General features: G+C 59.9%; 15 protein-coding genes. 6 read left to right on the forward strand and 9 right to left on the reverse strand.

The annotated features are described in order from the left end of the window. Positions 1–96: 96 nt before the first annotated feature. Positions 97–1,446: a glycerol-3-phosphate transporter gene (glpT, locus tag ACA061_RS25875; RefSeq protein ID WP_497300266.1), complete on the forward strand. Its 1,350-nt coding sequence runs from the start codon at positions 97–99 to the stop codon at positions 1,444–1,446. Here the strand turns inward: glpT and ACA061_RS25880 are convergent. From ACA061_RS25880 to ACA061_RS25910, 7 genes are all read right to left on the reverse strand, one after another. Beyond that, complete coding sequence (locus ACA061_RS25880; RefSeq protein WP_497300267.1) at positions 1,422–2,090, reverse strand: gamma-glutamylcyclotransferase; 669 nt, start codon at positions 2,088–2,090, stop codon at positions 1,422–1,424. The two genes, glpT and ACA061_RS25880, sit on opposite strands and share 25 nt — an antisense overlap. A 195-nt stretch (positions 2,091–2,285) precedes the next feature. Continuing rightward, positions 2,286–3,254, reverse strand: a complete 969-nt coding sequence (locus tag ACA061_RS25885) for a CDP-6-deoxy-delta-3,4-glucoseen reductase (RefSeq protein WP_497300268.1) — start codon at positions 3,252–3,254, stop codon at positions 2,286–2,288. Further along, positions 3,254–4,720 (reverse strand): 4-hydroxy-3-polyprenylbenzoate decarboxylase, encoded by a 1,467-nt coding sequence (gene ubiD / locus ACA061_RS25890; RefSeq protein ID WP_497300269.1) that lies wholly within the window; start codon positions 4,718–4,720, stop codon positions 3,254–3,256. Before ubiD ends, ACA061_RS25885 begins: the two co-directional genes overlap by 1 nt. Before the next feature lie 80 nt (positions 4,721–4,800). Beyond that, positions 4,801–6,762, reverse strand: a complete 1,962-nt coding sequence (locus tag ACA061_RS25895) for an acyltransferase family protein (protein ID WP_210553408.1) — start codon at positions 6,760–6,762, stop codon at positions 4,801–4,803. A 138-nt stretch (positions 6,763–6,900) separates the two neighbouring features. Next, positions 6,901–8,160, reverse strand: a complete 1,260-nt coding sequence (rho, locus tag ACA061_RS25900; protein WP_150604770.1) for a transcription termination factor Rho — start codon at positions 8,158–8,160, stop codon at positions 6,901–6,903. 249 nt (positions 8,161–8,409) lie between these two features. After that, positions 8,410–8,739, reverse strand: coding sequence for a thioredoxin TrxA (gene trxA / locus ACA061_RS25905; RefSeq protein ID WP_003206727.1), 330 nt, complete (start codon positions 8,737–8,739; stop codon positions 8,410–8,412). 120 nt (positions 8,740–8,859) lie between these two features. After that, complete coding sequence (locus tag ACA061_RS25910; protein ID WP_210553407.1) at positions 8,860–9,567, reverse strand: FadR/GntR family transcriptional regulator; 708 nt, start codon at positions 9,565–9,567, stop codon at positions 8,860–8,862. Between the two features lie 255 nt (positions 9,568–9,822). Between ACA061_RS25910 and ACA061_RS25915 the strand changes: the two genes are divergently transcribed. The 5 genes from ACA061_RS25915 (at position 9,823) to ppx (ending at position 14,409) form a co-directional block, all read left to right on the forward strand. Next, positions 9,823–10,608 (forward strand): transporter substrate-binding domain-containing protein, encoded by a 786-nt coding sequence (locus ACA061_RS25915; RefSeq protein WP_210700650.1) that lies wholly within the window; start codon positions 9,823–9,825, stop codon positions 10,606–10,608. A 21-nt stretch (positions 10,609–10,629) separates the two neighbouring features. Further along, on the forward strand, positions 10,630–11,298 hold the full coding sequence (locus tag ACA061_RS25920; RefSeq protein ID WP_047304094.1) for an amino acid ABC transporter permease: 669 nt from the start codon (positions 10,630–10,632) through the stop codon (positions 11,296–11,298). Continuing rightward, the gene (locus ACA061_RS25925; RefSeq protein WP_497300270.1) at positions 11,295–11,945 is read left to right on the forward strand and encodes an amino acid ABC transporter permease; all 651 of its coding nucleotides are present in this window, start codon (positions 11,295–11,297) and stop codon (positions 11,943–11,945) included. The genes ACA061_RS25920 and ACA061_RS25925 overlap by 4 nt, the downstream gene beginning before the upstream one ends. Beyond that, positions 11,932–12,669: an amino acid ABC transporter ATP-binding protein gene (locus tag ACA061_RS25930; RefSeq protein WP_150604774.1), complete on the forward strand. Its 738-nt coding sequence runs from the start codon at positions 11,932–11,934 to the stop codon at positions 12,667–12,669. The genes ACA061_RS25925 and ACA061_RS25930 overlap by 14 nt, the downstream gene beginning before the upstream one ends. Positions 12,670–12,906: 237 nt before the next feature. After that, positions 12,907–14,409, forward strand: a complete 1,503-nt coding sequence (gene ppx, locus ACA061_RS25935) for an exopolyphosphatase (protein ID WP_150616820.1) — start codon at positions 12,907–12,909, stop codon at positions 14,407–14,409. A gap of 163 nt (positions 14,410–14,572) precedes the next feature. Here ppx and ppk1 read toward each other — a convergent pair whose 3' ends face one another. Both ppk1 and hemB read right to left on the reverse strand, forming a co-directional pair. After that, entirely contained in the window at positions 14,573–16,798 is a 2,226-nt protein-coding gene (gene ppk1, locus ACA061_RS25940) for a polyphosphate kinase 1 (RefSeq protein ID WP_150604776.1), read from the reverse strand. Between the two features lie 18 nt (positions 16,799–16,816). Continuing rightward, complete coding sequence (gene hemB / locus ACA061_RS25945) at positions 16,817–17,830, reverse strand: porphobilinogen synthase (RefSeq protein WP_150604777.1); 1,014 nt, start codon at positions 17,828–17,830, stop codon at positions 16,817–16,819. Positions 17,831–17,899: the final 69 nt, after the last annotated feature.

A 17,899-nucleotide genomic window follows, 5' to 3' on the forward strand; every position in this document is an offset into this window, starting at 1 on the left:
TTTCCGCTGTTTGGTGGATGCGAACCGGTGCTATTTTCGGTAACGAAACTGTAACATTCGCATCCGCAGTCAAAACAAGAAATCTGGAGCTCTTGAATGTTTGCTTTCTTTCGTCCTGCCGCACATCAGGCTCCATTGCCTGAAGAAACAATAGACAGCACCTACCGACGCCTGCGTTGGCAGATCTTCGCTGGCATTTTCATTGGCTACGCGGGTTATTACCTGCTGCGCAAAAACTTCTCCCTGGCCATGCCGTATCTGATCGACGAGGGCTACAGCCGTGGCGATCTGGGTCTGGCGATGTCGGCCATCGCCATTGCCTATGGCCTGTCCAAGTTTCTCATGGGCCTGGTGTCCGACCGCTCCAACCCACGTTTCTTCTTGCCTTTCGGCCTGCTGGTATCGGCTGGGGTGATGTTCGTGTTCGGTTTCGCACCGTGGGCGACGTCCAGCGTGACCATGATGTTCATTCTGTTGTTCATCAACGGCTGGGCGCAGGGCATGGGCTGGCCGCCGAGCGGACGAACCATGGTGCACTGGTGGTCGCAGAAGGAACGCGGCGGCGTGGTCTCGGTGTGGAACGTGGCGCACAACGTCGGCGGCGGCCTGATTGGCCCGCTGTTCCTGCTCGGCATGGGTTTGTTCAACGACTGGCACGCGGCGTTCTATGTGCCGGCGGCTGTGGCTCTGGGCGTGGCGGTGTTTGCCTTCATGACCATGCGCGACACCCCGCAATCGGTTGGCCTGCCGCCAATCGAGAAATACAAGAACGACTACCCGGAAGGCTACGACGCCAGCCACGAAGACGAATTCAGCGCCAAGGAAATCTTCGTCAAATACGTGCTGCGCAACAAAATGCTCTGGTACATCGCCATGGCCAACGTCTTCGTCTACCTGTTGCGCTACGGCGTACTGGACTGGGCGCCGACCTACCTCAAGGAAGCCAAGGGTTTCACCGTGGATAAAACCTCGTGGGCCTACTTCTTCTACGAATGGGCGGGGATTCCGGGCACGCTGCTGTGCGGCTGGATGTCGGACAAGATTTTCCGTGGCAACCGTGGCCTGACCGGCATGGTGTTCATGGCATTGGTGACCGTCGCAACCCTGGTTTACTGGCTGAACCCGGCCGGCAACCCGACCGTGGACATGATCGCGCTATTCTCCATCGGCTTCCTGATCTACGGCCCGGTGATGCTGATCGGCCTGCAGGCGCTGGAACTGGCGCCGAAGAAAGCCGCGGGTACCGCTGCGGGTTTCACCGGTCTGTTCGGTTATCTGGGTGGCTCGGTCGCGGCCAGCGCGGCGATGGGCTACACCGTCGACCACTTTGGCTGGGACGGCGGTTTTGTCCTGCTAGTGAGCGCATGCCTGCTGGCGATGGCCTTCCTGGCCCCGACGCTATGGCACAAACAAGTCGCCAGTCAGAGCCGCGAAGCGGTCGCTTGATCAACCTGTGATTTACAACGCTTGAGCCGCGCCTCCAGATTTCGGTCTGGCATGGCGTGGCTACGCAGGGCGCGGGCGGTCTGCTCGACGTAATCGCGAGTGGTGCCGTAACGCCCGCAAGCGCTCGCGAACACCTGGCTCAGCACGTGATCCGGCAAGTTGCCGGCATAGCTGGGCAGGTGTCGCTCCAAAACAAATCCTAATGCCTGAACCTGACTGCCATCTTCGAGCCGGCAGTTGAGCCAGTGTGGCCGATAGGACGGGAACGGCATCTCGCGCTTCCACAGCGCATACAGCGCACTGTCCAGATCGTCTTCGGGCAAGCGATAAGCAAATCCACTGCACGAACCGCCACGATCCAGACCGAACACCAGCCCCGGCATTTCCGGCGTGCCGCGATGTTCGTGCGACCACAGGTACAAGCCACGATGGTAGCCATGCACGCGACCGCGCATGCGCTGCGCCGAATTGCATTCCGGCCGCCAGATCAGCGAACCGTAAGCGAACAGCCACACCGGCCCGCCCTTGTGGCGCGCCATGGTCGATTGCATGGAAGCGAGAAGTTGTTCGTGCGTCAGCTGCGGCCCAAGATCGAGCCGCGGAGGGTAAGCCAGGTTCAGAAAAGCGTTTTCAATGGCACTCATGGCGAATAGCGTTCAGCTCCCCGCGGGTGAAGAATTACTTAATAGAACGCACCGCTGTAACAATAAGGCACATATGTTTTAAGGCAATTTAGGTGCCATGGCACACTTCTTAAAAGATTGCCCGATTGATATATAACCTAGCGGTATTTACCTATTTAGATAAATACCGATCGGCTATATAGAGAGTTATAACGATTAGCCACGCGGGGCATACGCGAACACATCGGCGCGCATTTGATGAGCATCCATCCCCGCTTCGACCAGCGCGTCCAGCGTGCCGTAGACCATGGCCGGCGAGCCGCTGGCGTAGACGTGCAGTGGCTTCAGATCAGGAAAGTCTTCACCGACCGCCTCGTGCAGCATCCCGCAGCGGCCTTCCCAGCCACATTGGTCGCTGACGACTTTGTGCAGGAACAGATTGGGCAGCTTCAGCCATTCGTCCCAATGTTCGATCTCATAGAAATCTTCCGGACGCCGCACGCCCCAGTACAGATGCACCGGGTGTTTGAAGCCGTTGGCGCGGCAATGTTCGATCAGGCTGTGGATCTGGCCCATGCCAGTGCCAGCGGCAACCAGCACCAGTGGCCCGTCCGGCAGCTCGGCGAGGTGAGTGTCACCGAATGGCAGTTCGACGCGCACCATTGCGTTGCGTTGCAGCTGTTCGATCAGGCTCAACGCACTGGCTTCGCGCGCCAGCACGTGGATTTCCAGGTCGCGCCCACCGTGCGGTGCCGAGGCCATGGAGAACGCTGACTTCTCGCCGCTCTCGCGCTCGATCATCAAATATTGCCCGGCGTGATAGCGCGGTGGCTTGCCGGCCGGCGCGCGCAGACGCACACGCCAGGTGTCGCCGCCGACGTCCCGGCATTCGATGACCTGACACGAAAGGCTGCGCACAGGCAGTTCTCCCAGCGCGAGCACGCCATCCCACAGCACGATGCAGTCTTCCAGCGGCTCGGCTATGCAAGTGTAGAACTCGCCGTGGTCGCGCACCGTGCCGGCCTGCTCAACCCGGCCTTCCACCAGCAACGCCGCACACACGTGGCAGTTGCCATTGCGGCAGCTTTGCGGGCAGTCGAAGCCCAGGCGCCGTGCACCATCGAGAATCCGCTCACCGGGCCGTATCTCAAGTACCGCTCCGGAGGGCTGCAGGGTTACACGCATCAATCTATTCCTAACTGATTCCAGATGGCATCGATCCGCTGGGTGACGGCGTCGTCCTTGACGATCACGCGGCCCCACTCGCGAGTGGTTTCGCCCGGCCACTTGTGGGTGGCATCGAGGCCCATTTTCGACCCCAGGCCGGAGACCGGCGAGGCGAAGTCGAGGTAGTCGATCGGCGTGTTATCGATCATCACCGTGTCGCGCTTGGGGTCCATGCGCGTGGTGATAGCCCAGATCACGTCGTTCCAATCGCGGGCGTTGATATCGTCGTCACAGACAATAACGAACTTGGTGTACATGAACTGTCGCAAAAACGACCAGACACCCAGCATCACGCGCTTGGCGTGGCCCGGATACGACTTCTTCATGGTCACGATGGCCATACGGTACGAGCAGCCTTCCGGCGGCAGGTAGAAGTCGGTGATTTCCGGAAACTGCTTCTGCAGGATCGGCACGAACACTTCGTTCAGGGCCACGCCGAGAATCGCCGGCTCATCCGGCGGACGGCCGGTGTAAGTGCTGTGGTAGATCGGTTTGATCCGGTGGGTGATGCGCTCGACGGTGAACACCGGGAAGCTGTCGACTTCGTTGTAATAACCGGTGTGGTCGCCGTACGGGCCTTCATCGGCCATTTCGCCCGGATGAATCACGCCTTCGAGGATGATTTCGGCAGTGGCCGGCACTTGCAGGTCGTTGCCTCGGCACTTGACCAGTTCGGTGCGGTTGCCGCGCAAGAGACCGGCGAAAGCGTACTCGGAGAGGCTGTCCGGCACTGGCGTCACGGCGCCGAGGATGGTCGCCGGATCGGCGCCAAGGGCCACGGATACCGGGAACGGCTGGCCTGGATGCTTCTCGCACCACTCGCGAAAATCCAGAGCGCCGCCACGGTGGCTGAGCCAGCGCATGATGACTTTGTTGCGGCCGATCACTTGCTGACGGTAGATACCGAGGTTCTGACGATCCTTGTTCGGGCCTTTGGTGACGGTCAGACCCCAGGTGATCAGCGGGCCGACGTCGCCGGGCCAGCAGGTCTGCACCGGCAACATGGCGAGGTCGACGTCATCACCTTCGATGACCACTTCCTGGCACACCGCGTCTTTGACGACTTTCGGTGCCATGGCAATGATCTTGCGGAAGATCGGCAGTTTCGCCCACGCGTCTTTCAAGCCCTTCGGCGGTTCCGGCTCCTTGAGGAAAGCCAGCAGCTTGCCGATCTCGCGCAGTTCGCTGACCGACTCGGCGCCCATGCCCATGGCCACCCGCTCGGCGGTGCCGAACAGGTTGCCGAGCACCGGGATGTCGTAGCCCGTCGGCTTCTCGAACAGCAGCGCCGGGCCTTTGGCCCGCAGCGTGCGGTCGCACACCTCAGTCATCTCCAGCACCGGCGAGACGGGAATCTGGATGCGTTTCAACTCTCCGCGCTGCTCAAGCTGCTGCACGAAATCCCGAAGATCCTTGAATTTCATTGACGATGGCACCCTCAAAATAGGCGTACATCCTACCTGCTCTGACGGGCAAACAGCAGCCCGTCAGCGCCCGGCATCGCTCAATTGTGGCTCGTACCCAGCAGCAGCGGCGCAAACAACGGGCTCAGTCTGGCGCTGCCCACGTCCGAAAGATGATCCGCATCCTTGTACTGGGAGTGACCATCGACATCGATGGCACACAGCCCGTCCTTGCACATCAGCGGCGTCGGGTCGATAACATGCACGCCCGAATCGGCGGCGCTCATCGAGCTGAACAGTGACGTGAAAAACTGCTGACGAGCCAAGTGTTCCTGCAGCGGGCGACCGAGGCCCTCTGCCGAGCGGCCGATTCGCGCCAGACTGGTCAAGCGGTCGATGAAGCTCTTGTGTTGCAACGGCACTTCCTTGAACAACCAGACTTGCACGCCCGCCTGGCGCAGTTCGGCCACTTGTGCCTTGATGCCGGCGGCCATGCGCTGCTCTGCCTGGCGCGGGTTGTCTTTGCGATCAAGCAGGAACTGCCTGTCGCCGTCGCCATCCTCGCGACCATAAACGTACAGGCTCCAGTTTGCTGCCAGCACCACGTCCTTGATCCCCAGACTGATGACGCGCTCCATGTTGCGCTTATTGAAGTCTTTGCACTGCTGGCGCAGCCTGTCTTCGATAATCGGCGGGCAACCCGTCAAGCTGTACAGCCACGCCGGCTGGACATTACGACCGGTGTTGCCTTCGATGGCCGGCAACAATGCGGCGGCGTGGCTGTCGCCCCAGAACAGTTTTGTGGCGCCACTCTCCGGATCTCCGCCCACCAGACAGGACTTGGTCAGCGCCTTGTCTGTGCTCAAGTGCATGCATTTCGACTGCCCGGCGTTCCACTCCCGGGATTGAGCGTACTCCAGCGCCTTGCCGCTCAGACGCTGGGGAACACCGTCTGCCGAGCGAATGGCCGAGCCGGTGATCGCCAGAACGGTGATCGATACCAGACCGCCGACCAACACCGAGTTACGGCTGGCGAAAATCCGCTTTTCCCGAAACGGCAGTTCGACATAGCGCAGGCTCAGCCATGCCAGGCCCAGCGCCAGGGCCATCCAGCCCAGCGCCTCCAGAGGCTGGATGCCGTCGATCGAGATCGCATTGGCATACACATAGACCGGCCAATGCCAGAGATAAAGCGAATAGGACAGCAGGCCGATCCACACCAGGGCTTGCAGACTCAACAGCCGGCTGGTCCACGTCGCGCCCTGCGCACCCGACCAGATCAGCGCCGTCGTGCCCAATACCGGGAGCAATGCTGCCCAGCCCGGGAACACCGTGGACCGGTCAAAGGTGAAAATCGCCACCAGTACCGCAGCCAATCCGGCCAGGCCGACAGACTGCCGAAGCCATGCGCTTGGGGCCTGCTTCGGCGCAGGCACCACCGCCAGCATGGCGCCGCAGAGCAATTCCCAAGCGCGGGTCGGCAGCGAGAAAAACGCGAATTCGGGCCTGCGCTCGATATAGACGATGTTCAGGCCGAACGACACCAGCAGCACGGCGAACAGCATCCAGCGCCAGTGCCGGACATAGCGCATCAGCAACACCATCATCAGCGGGAAGAAGATGTAGTACTGCTCTTCCACCGCCAGCGACCAGGTATGCAGCAGCGGTTTGAGCTCCGACGCCGGCGCAAAGTAGCCGTCTTCACGCATGAACAGGATGTTGGAGATGAACAACGACTGGTAACGAATCGTGCGCCCGAGTTCGGAAAGGTCTTTTGCCGTCAGCAACAGCCAGCCCAGCGCCAGCGTTACCACGACCACCACCGTCAAGGCTGGCAGGATGCGACGGGCTCGGCGGCCCCAAAAATCAAGGAAGCTGAAACGCTGCGCACTGATTTCACGGAACAGAATGGTGGTTATCAGGAAACCGGAAATGACGAAAAAGACGTCAACGCCGACAAAGCCGCCACTGAATGTATTGAAACCGAAATGAAACAACAGGACGGGAATGACCGCCAGTGCTCGTAATCCGTCGATATCACGGCGATTGCCAAACGTATGCATGAAAAACCTTTCTTCTTTTGGATACAAAGTCCCTGAAGGCGCGAAAGTTATCAGCAGCGTTCATTTCAATCCATACACAAATAATTTCGCGCAAAAAAAAACGCCCCTTTCGGGGCGTTCTTTTGAACAGCGCTGGTATTACTTGCGCTTCATCGACAAGAAGAACTCGTCGTTGGTCTTGGTCGTTTTCAGCTTGTCGATCAAGAACTCGATGGCTGCCACCTCGTCCATCGGGTGCAGCAGCTTGCGCAGAATCCACATACGCTGCAGTTCGTCGTCGGCGGTCAGCAACTCTTCGCGGCGGGTGCCGGAACGGTTGATGTTGATCGCAGGGAACACACGCTTCTCGGCGATCTTGCGATCCAGAGGCAGCTCCATGTTGCCGGTACCCTTGAACTCTTCGTAGATCACTTCGTCCATCTTCGAGCCGGTTTCAACCAGCGCGGTGGCGATAATGGTCAGCGAGCCGCCCTCTTCGATGTTGCGCGCAGCACCGAAGAAACGCTTTGGCTTCTCGAGGGCGTGAGCATCGACACCACCGGTCAATACCTTGCCGGAGCTCGGGATCACGGTGTTGTAGGCACGGGCCAGACGGGTGATGGAGTCAAGCAGGATCACCACGTCTTTCTTGTGCTCGACCAGGCGCTTGGCCTTCTCGATCACCATTTCGGCTACCTGGACGTGACGGGTCGGCGGCTCGTCGAAGGTCGAGGCAACCACTTCGCCGCGCACGGTGCGCTGCATTTCGGTTACTTCTTCCGGACGTTCGTCGATCAGCAATACGATCAGGTGAACTTCAGGGTTGTTACGGGCGATGTTCGCTGCGATGTTTTGCAGCATGATCGTTTTACCGGCTTTCGGCGGTGCAACGATCAGACCGCGCTGGCCTTTGCCGATCGGAGCGCACAGGTCGATCACACGACCGGTCAAGTCTTCGGTGGAACCGTTGCCGGCTTCCATCTTCATGCGCACGGTCGGGAACAGCGGGGTCAGGTTCTCGAAGAGAATCTTGTTTTTCGCGTTCTCCGGGCGATCGAAGTTGATCGTGTCGACCTTGAGCAGAGCGAAATACCGCTCGCCTTCCTTCGGAGGGCGAATCTTGCCAACGATGGTGTCACCGGTGCGCAAGTTGAAGCGGCGGATCTGGCTCGGCGAGACATAGATATCGTCTGGGCCGGCGAGGTAGGAAGCGTCAGCGGAGCGCAGGAAGCCGAAGCCGTCCTGGAGAATCTCCAGCACGCCATCACCGGAGATTTCCTCGCCGCTTTTAGCGTGCTTTTTCAGCAGGGAGAAAATCACGTCCTGCTTGCGCGAACGGGCCATATTTTCTATGCCCATTTCTTCGGCCAGTTGGAGCAGGTCGGTAATCGGCTTTTGCTTGAGTTCAGTCAGATTCATATAGGAATGACGTAATCATTTATGGAGGGGGGGAAATTAAGCTTTTGGCTTAATGAGGCCGCGCCGCAGAGAAGGCGACAGGATCGCGTACTTATTCGAAAAGGAGTGCGTCGGCGACGGCTAGCAGGGGGCAATGGAGAAACCAGTGCGGGGCCGAATGTACCACCTGAGTTTCGGAGCGTCTAGCCCTGAATACGCAAAAAGCCCCGCTAATTGCGGGGCTTTTTTTCAGGCACTTTACTGCGACGCTTAGATGTTGGCGTCGAGGAAAGCAGCCAGTTGCGACTTCGACAGGGCGCCGACTTTAGTCGCTTCAACGTTGCCGTTCTTGAACAGCATCAGTGTCGGGATACCACGCACGCCGTGCTTGGCGGGGGTTTCCTGGTTCTCGTCGATGTTCAGTTTGGCAACGGTCAGCTTGCCTTTGTAAGTCTCGGCAATTTCGTCCAGAACCGGAGCGATCATTTTGCAAGGGCCGCACCATTCAGCCCAGTAGTCGACCAGTACAGCGCCTTCGGCCTTGAGTACGTCGGCTTCGAAGCTAGCGTCGCTAACGTGTTTGATAAGATCGCTGCTCATGGAATTCTCCAGGTTGTAAGCAAAAAAACGTGGCCCATCATATCCGCCCCGCTCCGGTTCAGGAAGCCGCAGATGATTGAGTCTTGCTATGGTGCCTCATGAGTTTGGGTATAGCTCAAGTCAGGCGCTGGCGGGAGCAATGAAGGCGATTCCGGTGCGCAGGGCGGCGTTGCGCACGTGCTCCTGCATGGCTTTTTGCGCTGCACCCGAGGCACGGCGGGCCAGTGCACGAAGGATCTTGCGGTGTTCCTGCCAGGTTTCCATGGCGCGTTCGGCACGGATGAACGGTAGTTTCTGACTCTCCAGAAAGATCTCGGCGCTGGCGGTAAGGATGCTCAGCATCGCCTGATTACCGCTGGCCAGCAGGATTCGTCGGTGAAATTCGAAATCCAGCTTCGCCGCGGCTTCGAAGTCGCCACATCGCAATTGCTCACGCATGGCGGCGACATTGTCTTCCAGTGCATCCAGATCAGATGTGCTCAACGTCACCGCCGCCAGCCCCGCCGCAAAGCCTTCAAGCGCATAGCGTAATTGAAAGATATCCAGCGGCGAGGCCTGCGCCGCGAATGGCCAGCTCCCGGCACTCTCCCCACGCGACAACTCTACCGGCGACTGCACGAACACACCCTTGCCCGGCTGAATGCTGACCAGACCCAGCGCACTCAACGATGACAGCGCCTCACGCAACGACGCCCGGCTGACGCCCAGTTGCAGCGCCAGATCACGTTGCGACGGCAAGGCATCGCCCGGGCCGAAGCCCTGTTCGGTGATCAGTTTGCGGATCGCTTGCAGCGCCACTTCGGGTACGGCGCGGGAGATCGAGTTCATGGTTTTCAGACGTGCCAGGCCAATGTGCGGCTAGTTGTAAAGCTATTCGCCGAGTCCGGCAAGTCGTGCCCCAGCGGGGTTCGGCAAACGTGGCCGATGCGCTATCGCAGTGCGAAAAACAATCTGACTGTTCAGACCAGTAAGACCGAACAAACCCGCTGAAACCGCGGCGCGCCGGGGCGAAAGCTGCGTATTGGCACGGCCCATGCTCTGTCCGATCGCAGAAAATACTTCCCGCCGATCCGGAGATTGTCCATGACCCTGCGTTACAGCGCCCTCCTCGCTTCCCTGTTTGCCGGCCTGATGTTGTGCCAGGCGCCCGCTCACGCCGACGGTCTCGACGACGTGGTCAAACGCGGCACGCTCAAAGTCGCCGTGCCGCAGGACTTCCCGCCGTTCGGCTCGGTCGGCCCGGACATGAAACCCCGCGGCCTGGACATCGACACGGCGAAACTGCTGGCCGATCAGCTCAAGGTCAAACTCGAACTGACCCCGGTCAACAGCACCAACCGCATCCCCTTTCTGACCACCGGCAAGGTTGATCTGGTGATATCCAGCCTGGGCAAGAACCCGGAACGCGAGAAAGTCATCGACTTCTCTCGTGCCTACGCACCGTTCTACCTCGCCGTGTTCGGCCCACCCGACGCGGCGATCACCAACCTCGACGACCTCAAGGGCAAAACCATCAGCGTCACCCGTGGCGCCATCGAAGACATCGAACTGAGCAAAGTCGCCCCTGAAGGCGTGACCATCAAGCGCTTCGAAGACAACAACTCGACCATCGCCGCCTACCTCGCAGGCCAGGTCGACCTGATCGCCAGCGGTAACGTGGTAATGGTCGCGATCAGCGAAAAGAACCCGAAACGCGTGCCGGCGCTGAAAGTGAAACTCAAGGACTCGCCGGTCTACGTTGGCGTGAACAAGAACGAAGCGGCGCTGTTGGCCAAGGTCAACGACATCCTCAACACCGCCAAAACTGATGGCGCGCTGGAAAAGAACTCGCAGACCTGGCTGAAAGAGCCGCTGCCGGCCGATCTCTGATCGACTGCGCGGGAGAACCTCATGGCTTATCAGTTCGATTTCATGCCGGTGGTGGAAAACACCGACCTGCTGCTACGCGGCGCGCTGTTCACCCTTGAGCTGACGGCCATCGGCGCGCTGCTCGGGGTGAGCGTGGGCATTGTCGGGGCGCTGGTGCGGGCGTGGAACATCCGTCCGTTCTCGGCGATTTTCGGCGTCTATGTCGAGTTGATCCGCAACACGCCGTTTCTGGTGCAGTTGTTTTTCATCTTCTTCGGCCTGCCATCCCTCGGTGTACAGATTTCAGAGTGGCAAGCAGCCGTGTTGGCGATGGTGATCAACCTCGGGGCGTATTCGACCGAGATCATCCGCGCCGGCATTCAGGCGATTCCGCGCGGGCAACTGGAAGCCGCAGCGGCACTGGCGATGACGCGCTTCGAAGCGTTCCGCCACGTGGTGCTGCTGCCGGCGCTGGGCAAAGTCTGGCCGGCCCTGAGCAGTCAGATCATCATCGTCATGCTCGGCTCGGCGGTGTGTTCGCAAATCGCCACCGAGGAGCTGAGCTTTGCCGCCAACTTCATTCAGTCGCGCAACTTCCGCGCATTTGAAACCTACGCACTGACCACGTTGATCTACCTGTGCATGGCGCTGCTGATCCGCCAATTGCTCAATTGGCTCGGCCGTCGCTACATATCCAGGAGCAGCCAATGAGCGACTTCACGTTCTGGGACATCCTGCGCAACCTGCTCACCGGTCTGCAATGGACGCTGGCATTGTCGCTGGTGGCGTTTATTGGCGGCGGCATCGTCGGGCTGCTGATCCTGATCATGCGCATCTCGAAAAATACCTTTTCGAGCAGTATCGCCCGCACCTGGATCGAGCTGTTCCAGGGCACACCGCTGTTGATGCAGCTGTTTCTGGTGTTCTTCGGCGTGGCGCTGGCCGGGATCGAGATTTCGCCGTGGATGGCGGCGGCAGTGGCCCTGACCTTGTTCACCAGCGCCTATCTGGCGGAGATCTGGCGCGGTTGCGTCGAAGCCATTCCCAATGGCCAGTGGGAAGCGTCGTCGAGCCTGGCGCTCAATCCGCTGGAGCAATTGCGCTACGTGATCCTGCCGCAAGCGCTGCGCATTGCCGTGGCGCCGACCGTGGGTTTCTCGGTGCAAGTGGTTAAAGGCACCGCAGTGACCTCGATCATCGGCTTTACCGAACTGACCAAGACCGGCGGCATGCTCGCCAACGCCACGTTCGAACCGTTCATGGTCTACGGCCTCGTTGCCCTCGGCTATTTCCTGCTCTGCTACCCCTTGTCCCTCAGTGCGCGCTACCTGGAAAGGAGACTGCATGCCTCTGCTTAGAATTTCCGCCCTGCATAAATACTACGGCGATCACCACGTCCTCAAAGGCATCGACCTCAGCGTCGAGGAAGGCCAGGTGGTGGCGATCATCGGCCGCAGCGGCTCGGGCAAATCGACCTTGCTGCGTACACTTAACGGCCTGGAGTCGATCAATGACGGCGTGATTGAAGTCGATGGCGAATACCTCGACGCCGCCCGCGCCGACCTGCGCAGCTTGCGGCAGAAAGTCGGCATGGTGTTCCAGCAGTTCAACCTGTTCCCGCACCTGACCGTTGGCGAAAACGTGATGCTCGCGCCGCAAGTGGTGCAGAAAGTGCCGAAGGCCAAGGCTGTCGAGCTGGCACGCGAGATGCTGGAGCGCGTCGGCCTGGGCGAAAAATTTGATGCCTTCCCGGATCGGCTGTCCGGCGGGCAACAGCAACGCGTGGCGATTGCCAGGGCGTTGGCGATGTCGCCGAAAGTGCTGTTGTGTGACGAGATCACTTCGGCACTGGACCCGGAGCTGGTCAACGAAGTGCTCGCCGTGGTTCGGCAACTGGCCAAAGAAGGCATGACGCTGATCATGGTCACCCACGAGATGCGCTTTGCCCGTGAGGTCGGCGACAAACTGGTGTTCATGCACCATGGCAAGGTGCATGAGGTCGGGGATCCGAAAGTGCTGTTCGCCAATCCGCAGACGGCGGAGCTGGCGAATTTCATTGGGACGGTTGAAGCGGTGGCCTGAAAAAGAGATGCAGGGGCTTTAAAGGCCTCATCGCGGGCAAGCCCGCTCCCACAGGGTTCTATGTAGGAACAGGATTGTGCATTCGACGCAAAAACCTGTGGGAGCGGGCTTGCCCGCGATTGACCGCGCAGCGGTCACCCGCATTCCTGTGTCAGATCAAGGGTTTGAACCGTGCGCGTTGGCGTCAGCCGTTGATCGTGGCACGATGTCGGGGTTATCGACCGAGACCCCCTGATCATGCCGCAATCCAAAGCCAAGAATCTGTCCCTGATCGCCGCAATCGACCTGGGCTCGAACAGCTTTCACATGGTCGTGGCCAAGGCCCAGAATGGCGAAATACGCATTCTCGAGCGCCTCGGCGAGAAAGTGCAGCTGGCCGCCGGCATCGACGATCAGCGCCAGCTCAACGAAGAATCGATGCAACGTGGCCTCGATTGCCTCAAGCGCTTTGCCCAACTGATCAACGGTATGCCGCTGGGCGCCGTGCGCATCGTCGGCACCAACGCCCTGCGTGAAGCGCGCAACCGTGGCGAATTCATCCGCCGCGCCGAAGAAATCCTCGGTCACCCGGTGGAAGTCATCTCCGGCCGTGAAGAGGCGCGCCTGATTTACCTGGGCGTGTCGCACACCCTCGCCGACACCCCGGGCAAGCGTCTGGTCGCCGACATTGGCGGCGGCAGTACCGAATTCATCATTGGCCAGCGCTTCGAGCCGTTGCTGCGCGAAAGCCTGCAAATGGGCTGCGTCAGCTTCACCCAGCGCTACTTCAAGGACGGCAAGATCACCCCGGCCCGTTACGCCCAGGCGTACACCGCGGCACGGCTGGAGATCATGAGCATCGAACACGCCCTGCACCGCCTGACCTGGGATGAAGCCATCGGCTCCTCGGGCACCATCCGTGCCATCGGTCTGGCACTGAAGGCCGGAGGTCACGGCACTGGCGAAGTGAACGCCGAAGGTTTGGCCTGGCTCAAACGCCGACTGTTCAAGCTTGGCGATGTCGACAAAATCGATTTCGATGGTATCAAGCCCGACCGTCGGGCGATTTTCCCGGCGGGTCTGGCAATTCTCGAAGCGATCTTCGACGCCCTCGAATTGCAACGCATGGATCACTGCGAAGGCGCGCTGCGTGAAGGCGTGCTTTACGACCTGCTCGGCCGTCATCATCACGAAGACGTGCGCGAACGCACCCTGACTTCGTTGATGGAGCGTTATCACGTCGATGTCGAACAAGCGGCGCGGGTCGAACGCAAAGCCCTGCATGCCTTCGATCAGGTTGCCGTGGACTGGCAGCTGGATGACGGCATCTGGCGCGAACTGCTGGGCTGGGCAGCGAAAGTGCACGAAGTCGGCCTCGACATCGCTCACTACCACTATCACAAGCATGGCGCCTATCTGATCGAACACTCTGATCTGGCCGGGTTCTCCCGCGAAGACCAGCAGATGCTCGCCCTGCTGGTGCGCGGCCATCGCCGCAATATCCCCAAGGACAAGTTTGCCGATTTTGGTCAGGACGGCGACAAGCTGATCCGCCTCTGCGTGCTGCTGCGCTTTGCGATCCTGTTCCACCACATCCGTGGCACGCAGACGATGCCGCAGGTGGTGCTGCATGCCAACGGCAATAACCTTGATGTGGAATTTCCGCAGGACTGGCTGGATGAGAATCAGCTGACTCAGGCGGATTTCGGGCTTGAGGCTGATTGGTTGACGCGGGTTGGCATCGTCCTAACCGTCCACTGACACACCGCAAATCCCCCCTGTAGGAGCTGCCGCAGGCTGCGATCTTTTGATCTTGGTTTTAAGATCAAAAGATCGCAGCCTCGTTTCACTCGACAGCTCCTACAGGGGATTTTGGCTACAAAAAAGGCGATCCCGTGGGATCGCCTTTTTATTTGGCTGAAAGTCAGCTGCTCACCGGCAAAATCGGGCTACCCAACCGCTCCAGCAACGTTGCCTGCGCACTGCGCGGGTTCTGGTTGCCGGTTGGCGTGTTGCGAATGTAGCGGCCATCCGACTGCAGGCTCCAGCTGTGGGTGTTGTCGGTCAGGTACAGCTCCAGCTCTTTCTTGACCCGGGTCAGCAGCTTCTTGCCTTCCACCGGGAAGCAAGTCTCGACGCGCTTGTCGAGGTTGCGCTCCATCCAGTCGGCGCTGGAGAGGAACATCTGCTCCTCGCCGCCATTGAGGAAGTAGAACACTCGGGTGTGCTCAAGGAAGCGACCGATGATCGAGCGCACATGAATGTTGTGCGAAACCCCGGTAATGCCCGGACGCAGGCAGCACATGCCACGCACCACCAGATCGATGCGCACACCGGACTGGCTGGCCTTGTACAGCGCGCGGATGATCTTCGGATCGGTCAGCGAGTTGAACTTGGCAATGATGTGCGCCGGTTTGCCTTCGAGGGCGAACTGGGTTTCGCGGGCAATCATGTCGAGCATTCCCTTTTTCAGGGTGAACGGCGCGTGCAGCAGCTTCTTCATGCGCAGCGTCTTGCCCATGCCGATCAACTGACTGAACAGTTTGCCGACGTCTTCGCACAAGGCGTCGTCAGAGGTCAGCAAGCTGTAGTCGGTGTAGAGCTTGGCGTTGCCGGCGTGGTAGTTACCGGTACCCAAATGCGCGTAACGCACAATCTCGCCCTGCTCACGACGCAGGATCAACATCATTTTGGCGTGGGTCTTGAAGCCGACCACGCCATAGATCACCACCGCACCGGCCGCTTGCAGACGGCTGGCCAGTTGCAGGTTGGACTCTTCGTCGAAGCGTGCGCGCAGCTCGATGACCGCAGTCACTTCCTTGCCGTTACGCGCGGCGTCCACCAGCGCATCGACGATTTCCGAGTTGGCGCCGGAGCGGTACAGGGTCTGGCGCACGGCCAGAACGTGCGGATCTTTCGCCGCTTGGCGCAGCAGGTCGACCACCGGGGTGAACGACTCGAATGGGTGCAGCAGCAGGATGTCCTGCTTGCTGACCACACTGAAAATGTTCTCGCTGTTCTGCAGCAGTTTCGGGATCTGCGGGGTGAACGGCGTGTATTGCAGCTCCGGATGGCTGTCCAGACCGGTGATGCTGAACAGGCGCGTCAGGTTGACCGGGCCGTTGACCTGATACAGCTCGTTCTCGCTCAGGTTGAACTGCTTGAGCAGGTAATCCGAAAGCAGTTTCGGGCAGGTGTCGGCAACCTCAAGACGCACCGCATCACCGTAACGACGGGAGAACAGCTCGCCACGCAGCGCACGGGCCAAGTCTTCGACGTCTTCGGAATCGAGCGCCAGGTCAGCGTTTCGGGTCAGACGGAACTGGTAGCAGCCCTTGACCTTCATGCCCTGGAACAGGTCATCGGCGTGAGCGTGGATCATCGACGACAGGAACACATAGTTGTCGCCAGCGCCGCCGACTTCTTCCGGCACTTTGATAATCCGTGGCAGCAGACGCGGCGCCGGGATGATCGCCAGACCGGAATCGCGACCGAAGGCGTCGATGCCTTCCAGCTCGACGATGAAGTTCAGGCTCTTGTTCACCAGCAACGGGAACGGGTGCGTCGGGTCGAGGCCGATCGGGGTGATGATCGGCGCGATCTCGTCGCGGAAATAACGGCGCACCCAGGTCTTGATCTTGGTCGTCCAGTTACGGCGACGGATGAAACGCACCTGATGCTTTTCAAGCTCCGGCAAAAGAATGTCGTTGAGGATCGCGTATTGGCGATCGACATGGCCGTGCACCAATTCGCTGATACGGGCCAAGGCTTGATGCGGCTGCAAGCCATCGGCACCGGCCTGTTCGCGGGCAAAGGTGATTTGCTTCTTGAGACCGGCGACGCGAATTTCGAAGAATTCGTCGAGGTTGCTCGAGAAGATCAGCAGGAACTTCAGCCGCTCGAGCAACGGATAGGACTCGTCCAGCGCCTGTTCCAGCACGCGGATATTGAACTGTAATTGCGAGAGCTCACGGTGGATGTACAGGCTGCTGTCATCCAGGCCGGGAATGGCGATCGCCGGCACCGCCGCAGCGGTTTCGGTGACCGGCGCGGGTGGCGCTGGCTCCAGTTCCGGCGGGGTTTCGGTGATTTGTTCGACCACCGGCTGAGCTTCTTTTACGGCAACTTCAGTGAGTCCTTCGGTATTCATGGAATGTTCCTGGGAGGGCTATTTCTGCTCTCGTAACAATTGAGCGGCGCGGACAGCAAAGTAAGTCAGGATGCCATCAGCGCCGGCACGTTTAAAGGCGGTCAGTGATTCGAGAATCACCGCTTCGCTCAACCAGCCATTCTGGATCGCCGCCATGTGCATGGCGTATTCGCCACTGACCTGATAGACGAACGTCGGCACCTTGAAGGCATCTTTTACCCGGAAAAGAATGTCCAGGTACGGCATGCCCGGTTTGACCATGACCATGTCCGCGCCTTCAGACAAGTCCGCACCGACTTCGTGCAGCGCTTCGTCGCTGTTGGCCGGGTCCATCTGATAGGAGGCCTTGTTCGCCTTGCCGAGGTTCGCGGCCGAACCCACGGCATCGCGGAACGGGCCGTAATAGGCGCTGGCGTACTTGGCCGAGTAGGCCATGATGCGTACGTTGACGTGGCCGGCAATTTCCAGCGCTTCACGAATCGCCTGGATGCGCCCGTCCATCATGTCCGATGGCGCGACAACCTGCGCGCCGGCTTCGGCATGGGACAGTGCTTGCCTGACCAGCGCATCGACAGTGATGTCGTTCTGCACATAGCCGTCTTCGTCGAGGATGCCGTCCTGACCGTGGGTGGTGAACGGGTCGAGCGCGACGTCGGTGATCACGCCCAGCTCCGGGAAGCGCTCGCGCAGAGCACGGGTTGCGCGCTGGGCAATGCCCTGCGGGTTCCAGGCTTGCGCAGCGTCGAGGGATTTCAGTTCCGGTGGCGTCACCGGGAACAGGGCCAACGCCGGAATCCCCAGCTCGACCCATTTGCCAGCTTCTTCAAGCAGCAGATCAATCGTCAGCCGCTCTACGCCCGGCATCGACGCCACGGCTTCGCGGCGGTTTTCACCGTCGAGCACGAACACCGGCAGGATCAGATCATCGACCGTCAGCACATTTTCCCGCACCAGCCGACGCGAAAAGTCATCACGACGGTTGCGACGCAGGCGGGTTGCAGGGAACAGACGATTGGCGGGGGTAAAGCTCACGGCGGACTCCTGAGCCCGCGCAAACGGGCGAGCGTGACAGTTATAGACGGCCATTATGACGAACAGATG

The sequence above is a fragment of the Pseudomonas sp. LBUM1668 genome, assembly GCF_059695715.1.

What these genes read in the sequence shown, in the direction of transcription:
- ACA061_RS25880 (WP_497300267.1), bottom strand. Translation starts at nt 2,090, where the DNA reads ATGAGTGCCATTGAAAACGCTTTTCTGAACCTGGCTTACCCTCCGCGG.
- ACA061_RS25895 (WP_210553408.1), bottom strand. Translation starts at nt 6,762, where the DNA reads ATGCATACGTTTGGCAATCGCCGTGATATCGACGGATTACGAGCACTG.
- ACA061_RS25930 (WP_150604774.1), top strand. Translation starts at nt 11,932, where the DNA reads ATGCCTCTGCTTAGAATTTCCGCCCTGCATAAATACTACGGCGATCAC.
- ubiD (WP_497300269.1), bottom strand. Translation starts at nt 4,720, where the DNA reads ATGAAATTCAAGGATCTTCGGGATTTCGTGCAGCAGCTTGAGCAGCGC.
- ppk1 (WP_150604776.1), bottom strand. Translation starts at nt 16,798, where the DNA reads ATGAATACCGAAGGACTCACTGAAGTTGCCGTAAAAGAAGCTCAGCCG.
- ACA061_RS25920 (WP_047304094.1), top strand. Translation starts at nt 10,630, where the DNA reads ATGGCTTATCAGTTCGATTTCATGCCGGTGGTGGAAAACACCGACCTG.
- glpT (WP_497300266.1), top strand. Translation starts at nt 97, where the DNA reads ATGTTTGCTTTCTTTCGTCCTGCCGCACATCAGGCTCCATTGCCTGAA.
- ppx (WP_150616820.1), top strand. Translation starts at nt 12,907, where the DNA reads ATGCCGCAATCCAAAGCCAAGAATCTGTCCCTGATCGCCGCAATCGAC.
- trxA (WP_003206727.1), bottom strand. Translation starts at nt 8,739, where the DNA reads ATGAGCAGCGATCTTATCAAACACGTTAGCGACGCTAGCTTCGAAGCC.
- rho (WP_150604770.1), bottom strand. Translation starts at nt 8,160, where the DNA reads ATGAATCTGACTGAACTCAAGCAAAAGCCGATTACCGACCTGCTCCAA.
- ACA061_RS25910 (WP_210553407.1), bottom strand. Translation starts at nt 9,567, where the DNA reads ATGAACTCGATCTCCCGCGCCGTACCCGAAGTGGCGCTGCAAGCGATC.
- ACA061_RS25925 (WP_497300270.1), top strand. Translation starts at nt 11,295, where the DNA reads ATGAGCGACTTCACGTTCTGGGACATCCTGCGCAACCTGCTCACCGGT.
- ACA061_RS25915 (WP_210700650.1), top strand. Translation starts at nt 9,823, where the DNA reads ATGACCCTGCGTTACAGCGCCCTCCTCGCTTCCCTGTTTGCCGGCCTG.
- ACA061_RS25885 (WP_497300268.1), bottom strand. Translation starts at nt 3,254, where the DNA reads ATGCGTGTAACCCTGCAGCCCTCCGGAGCGGTACTTGAGATACGGCCC.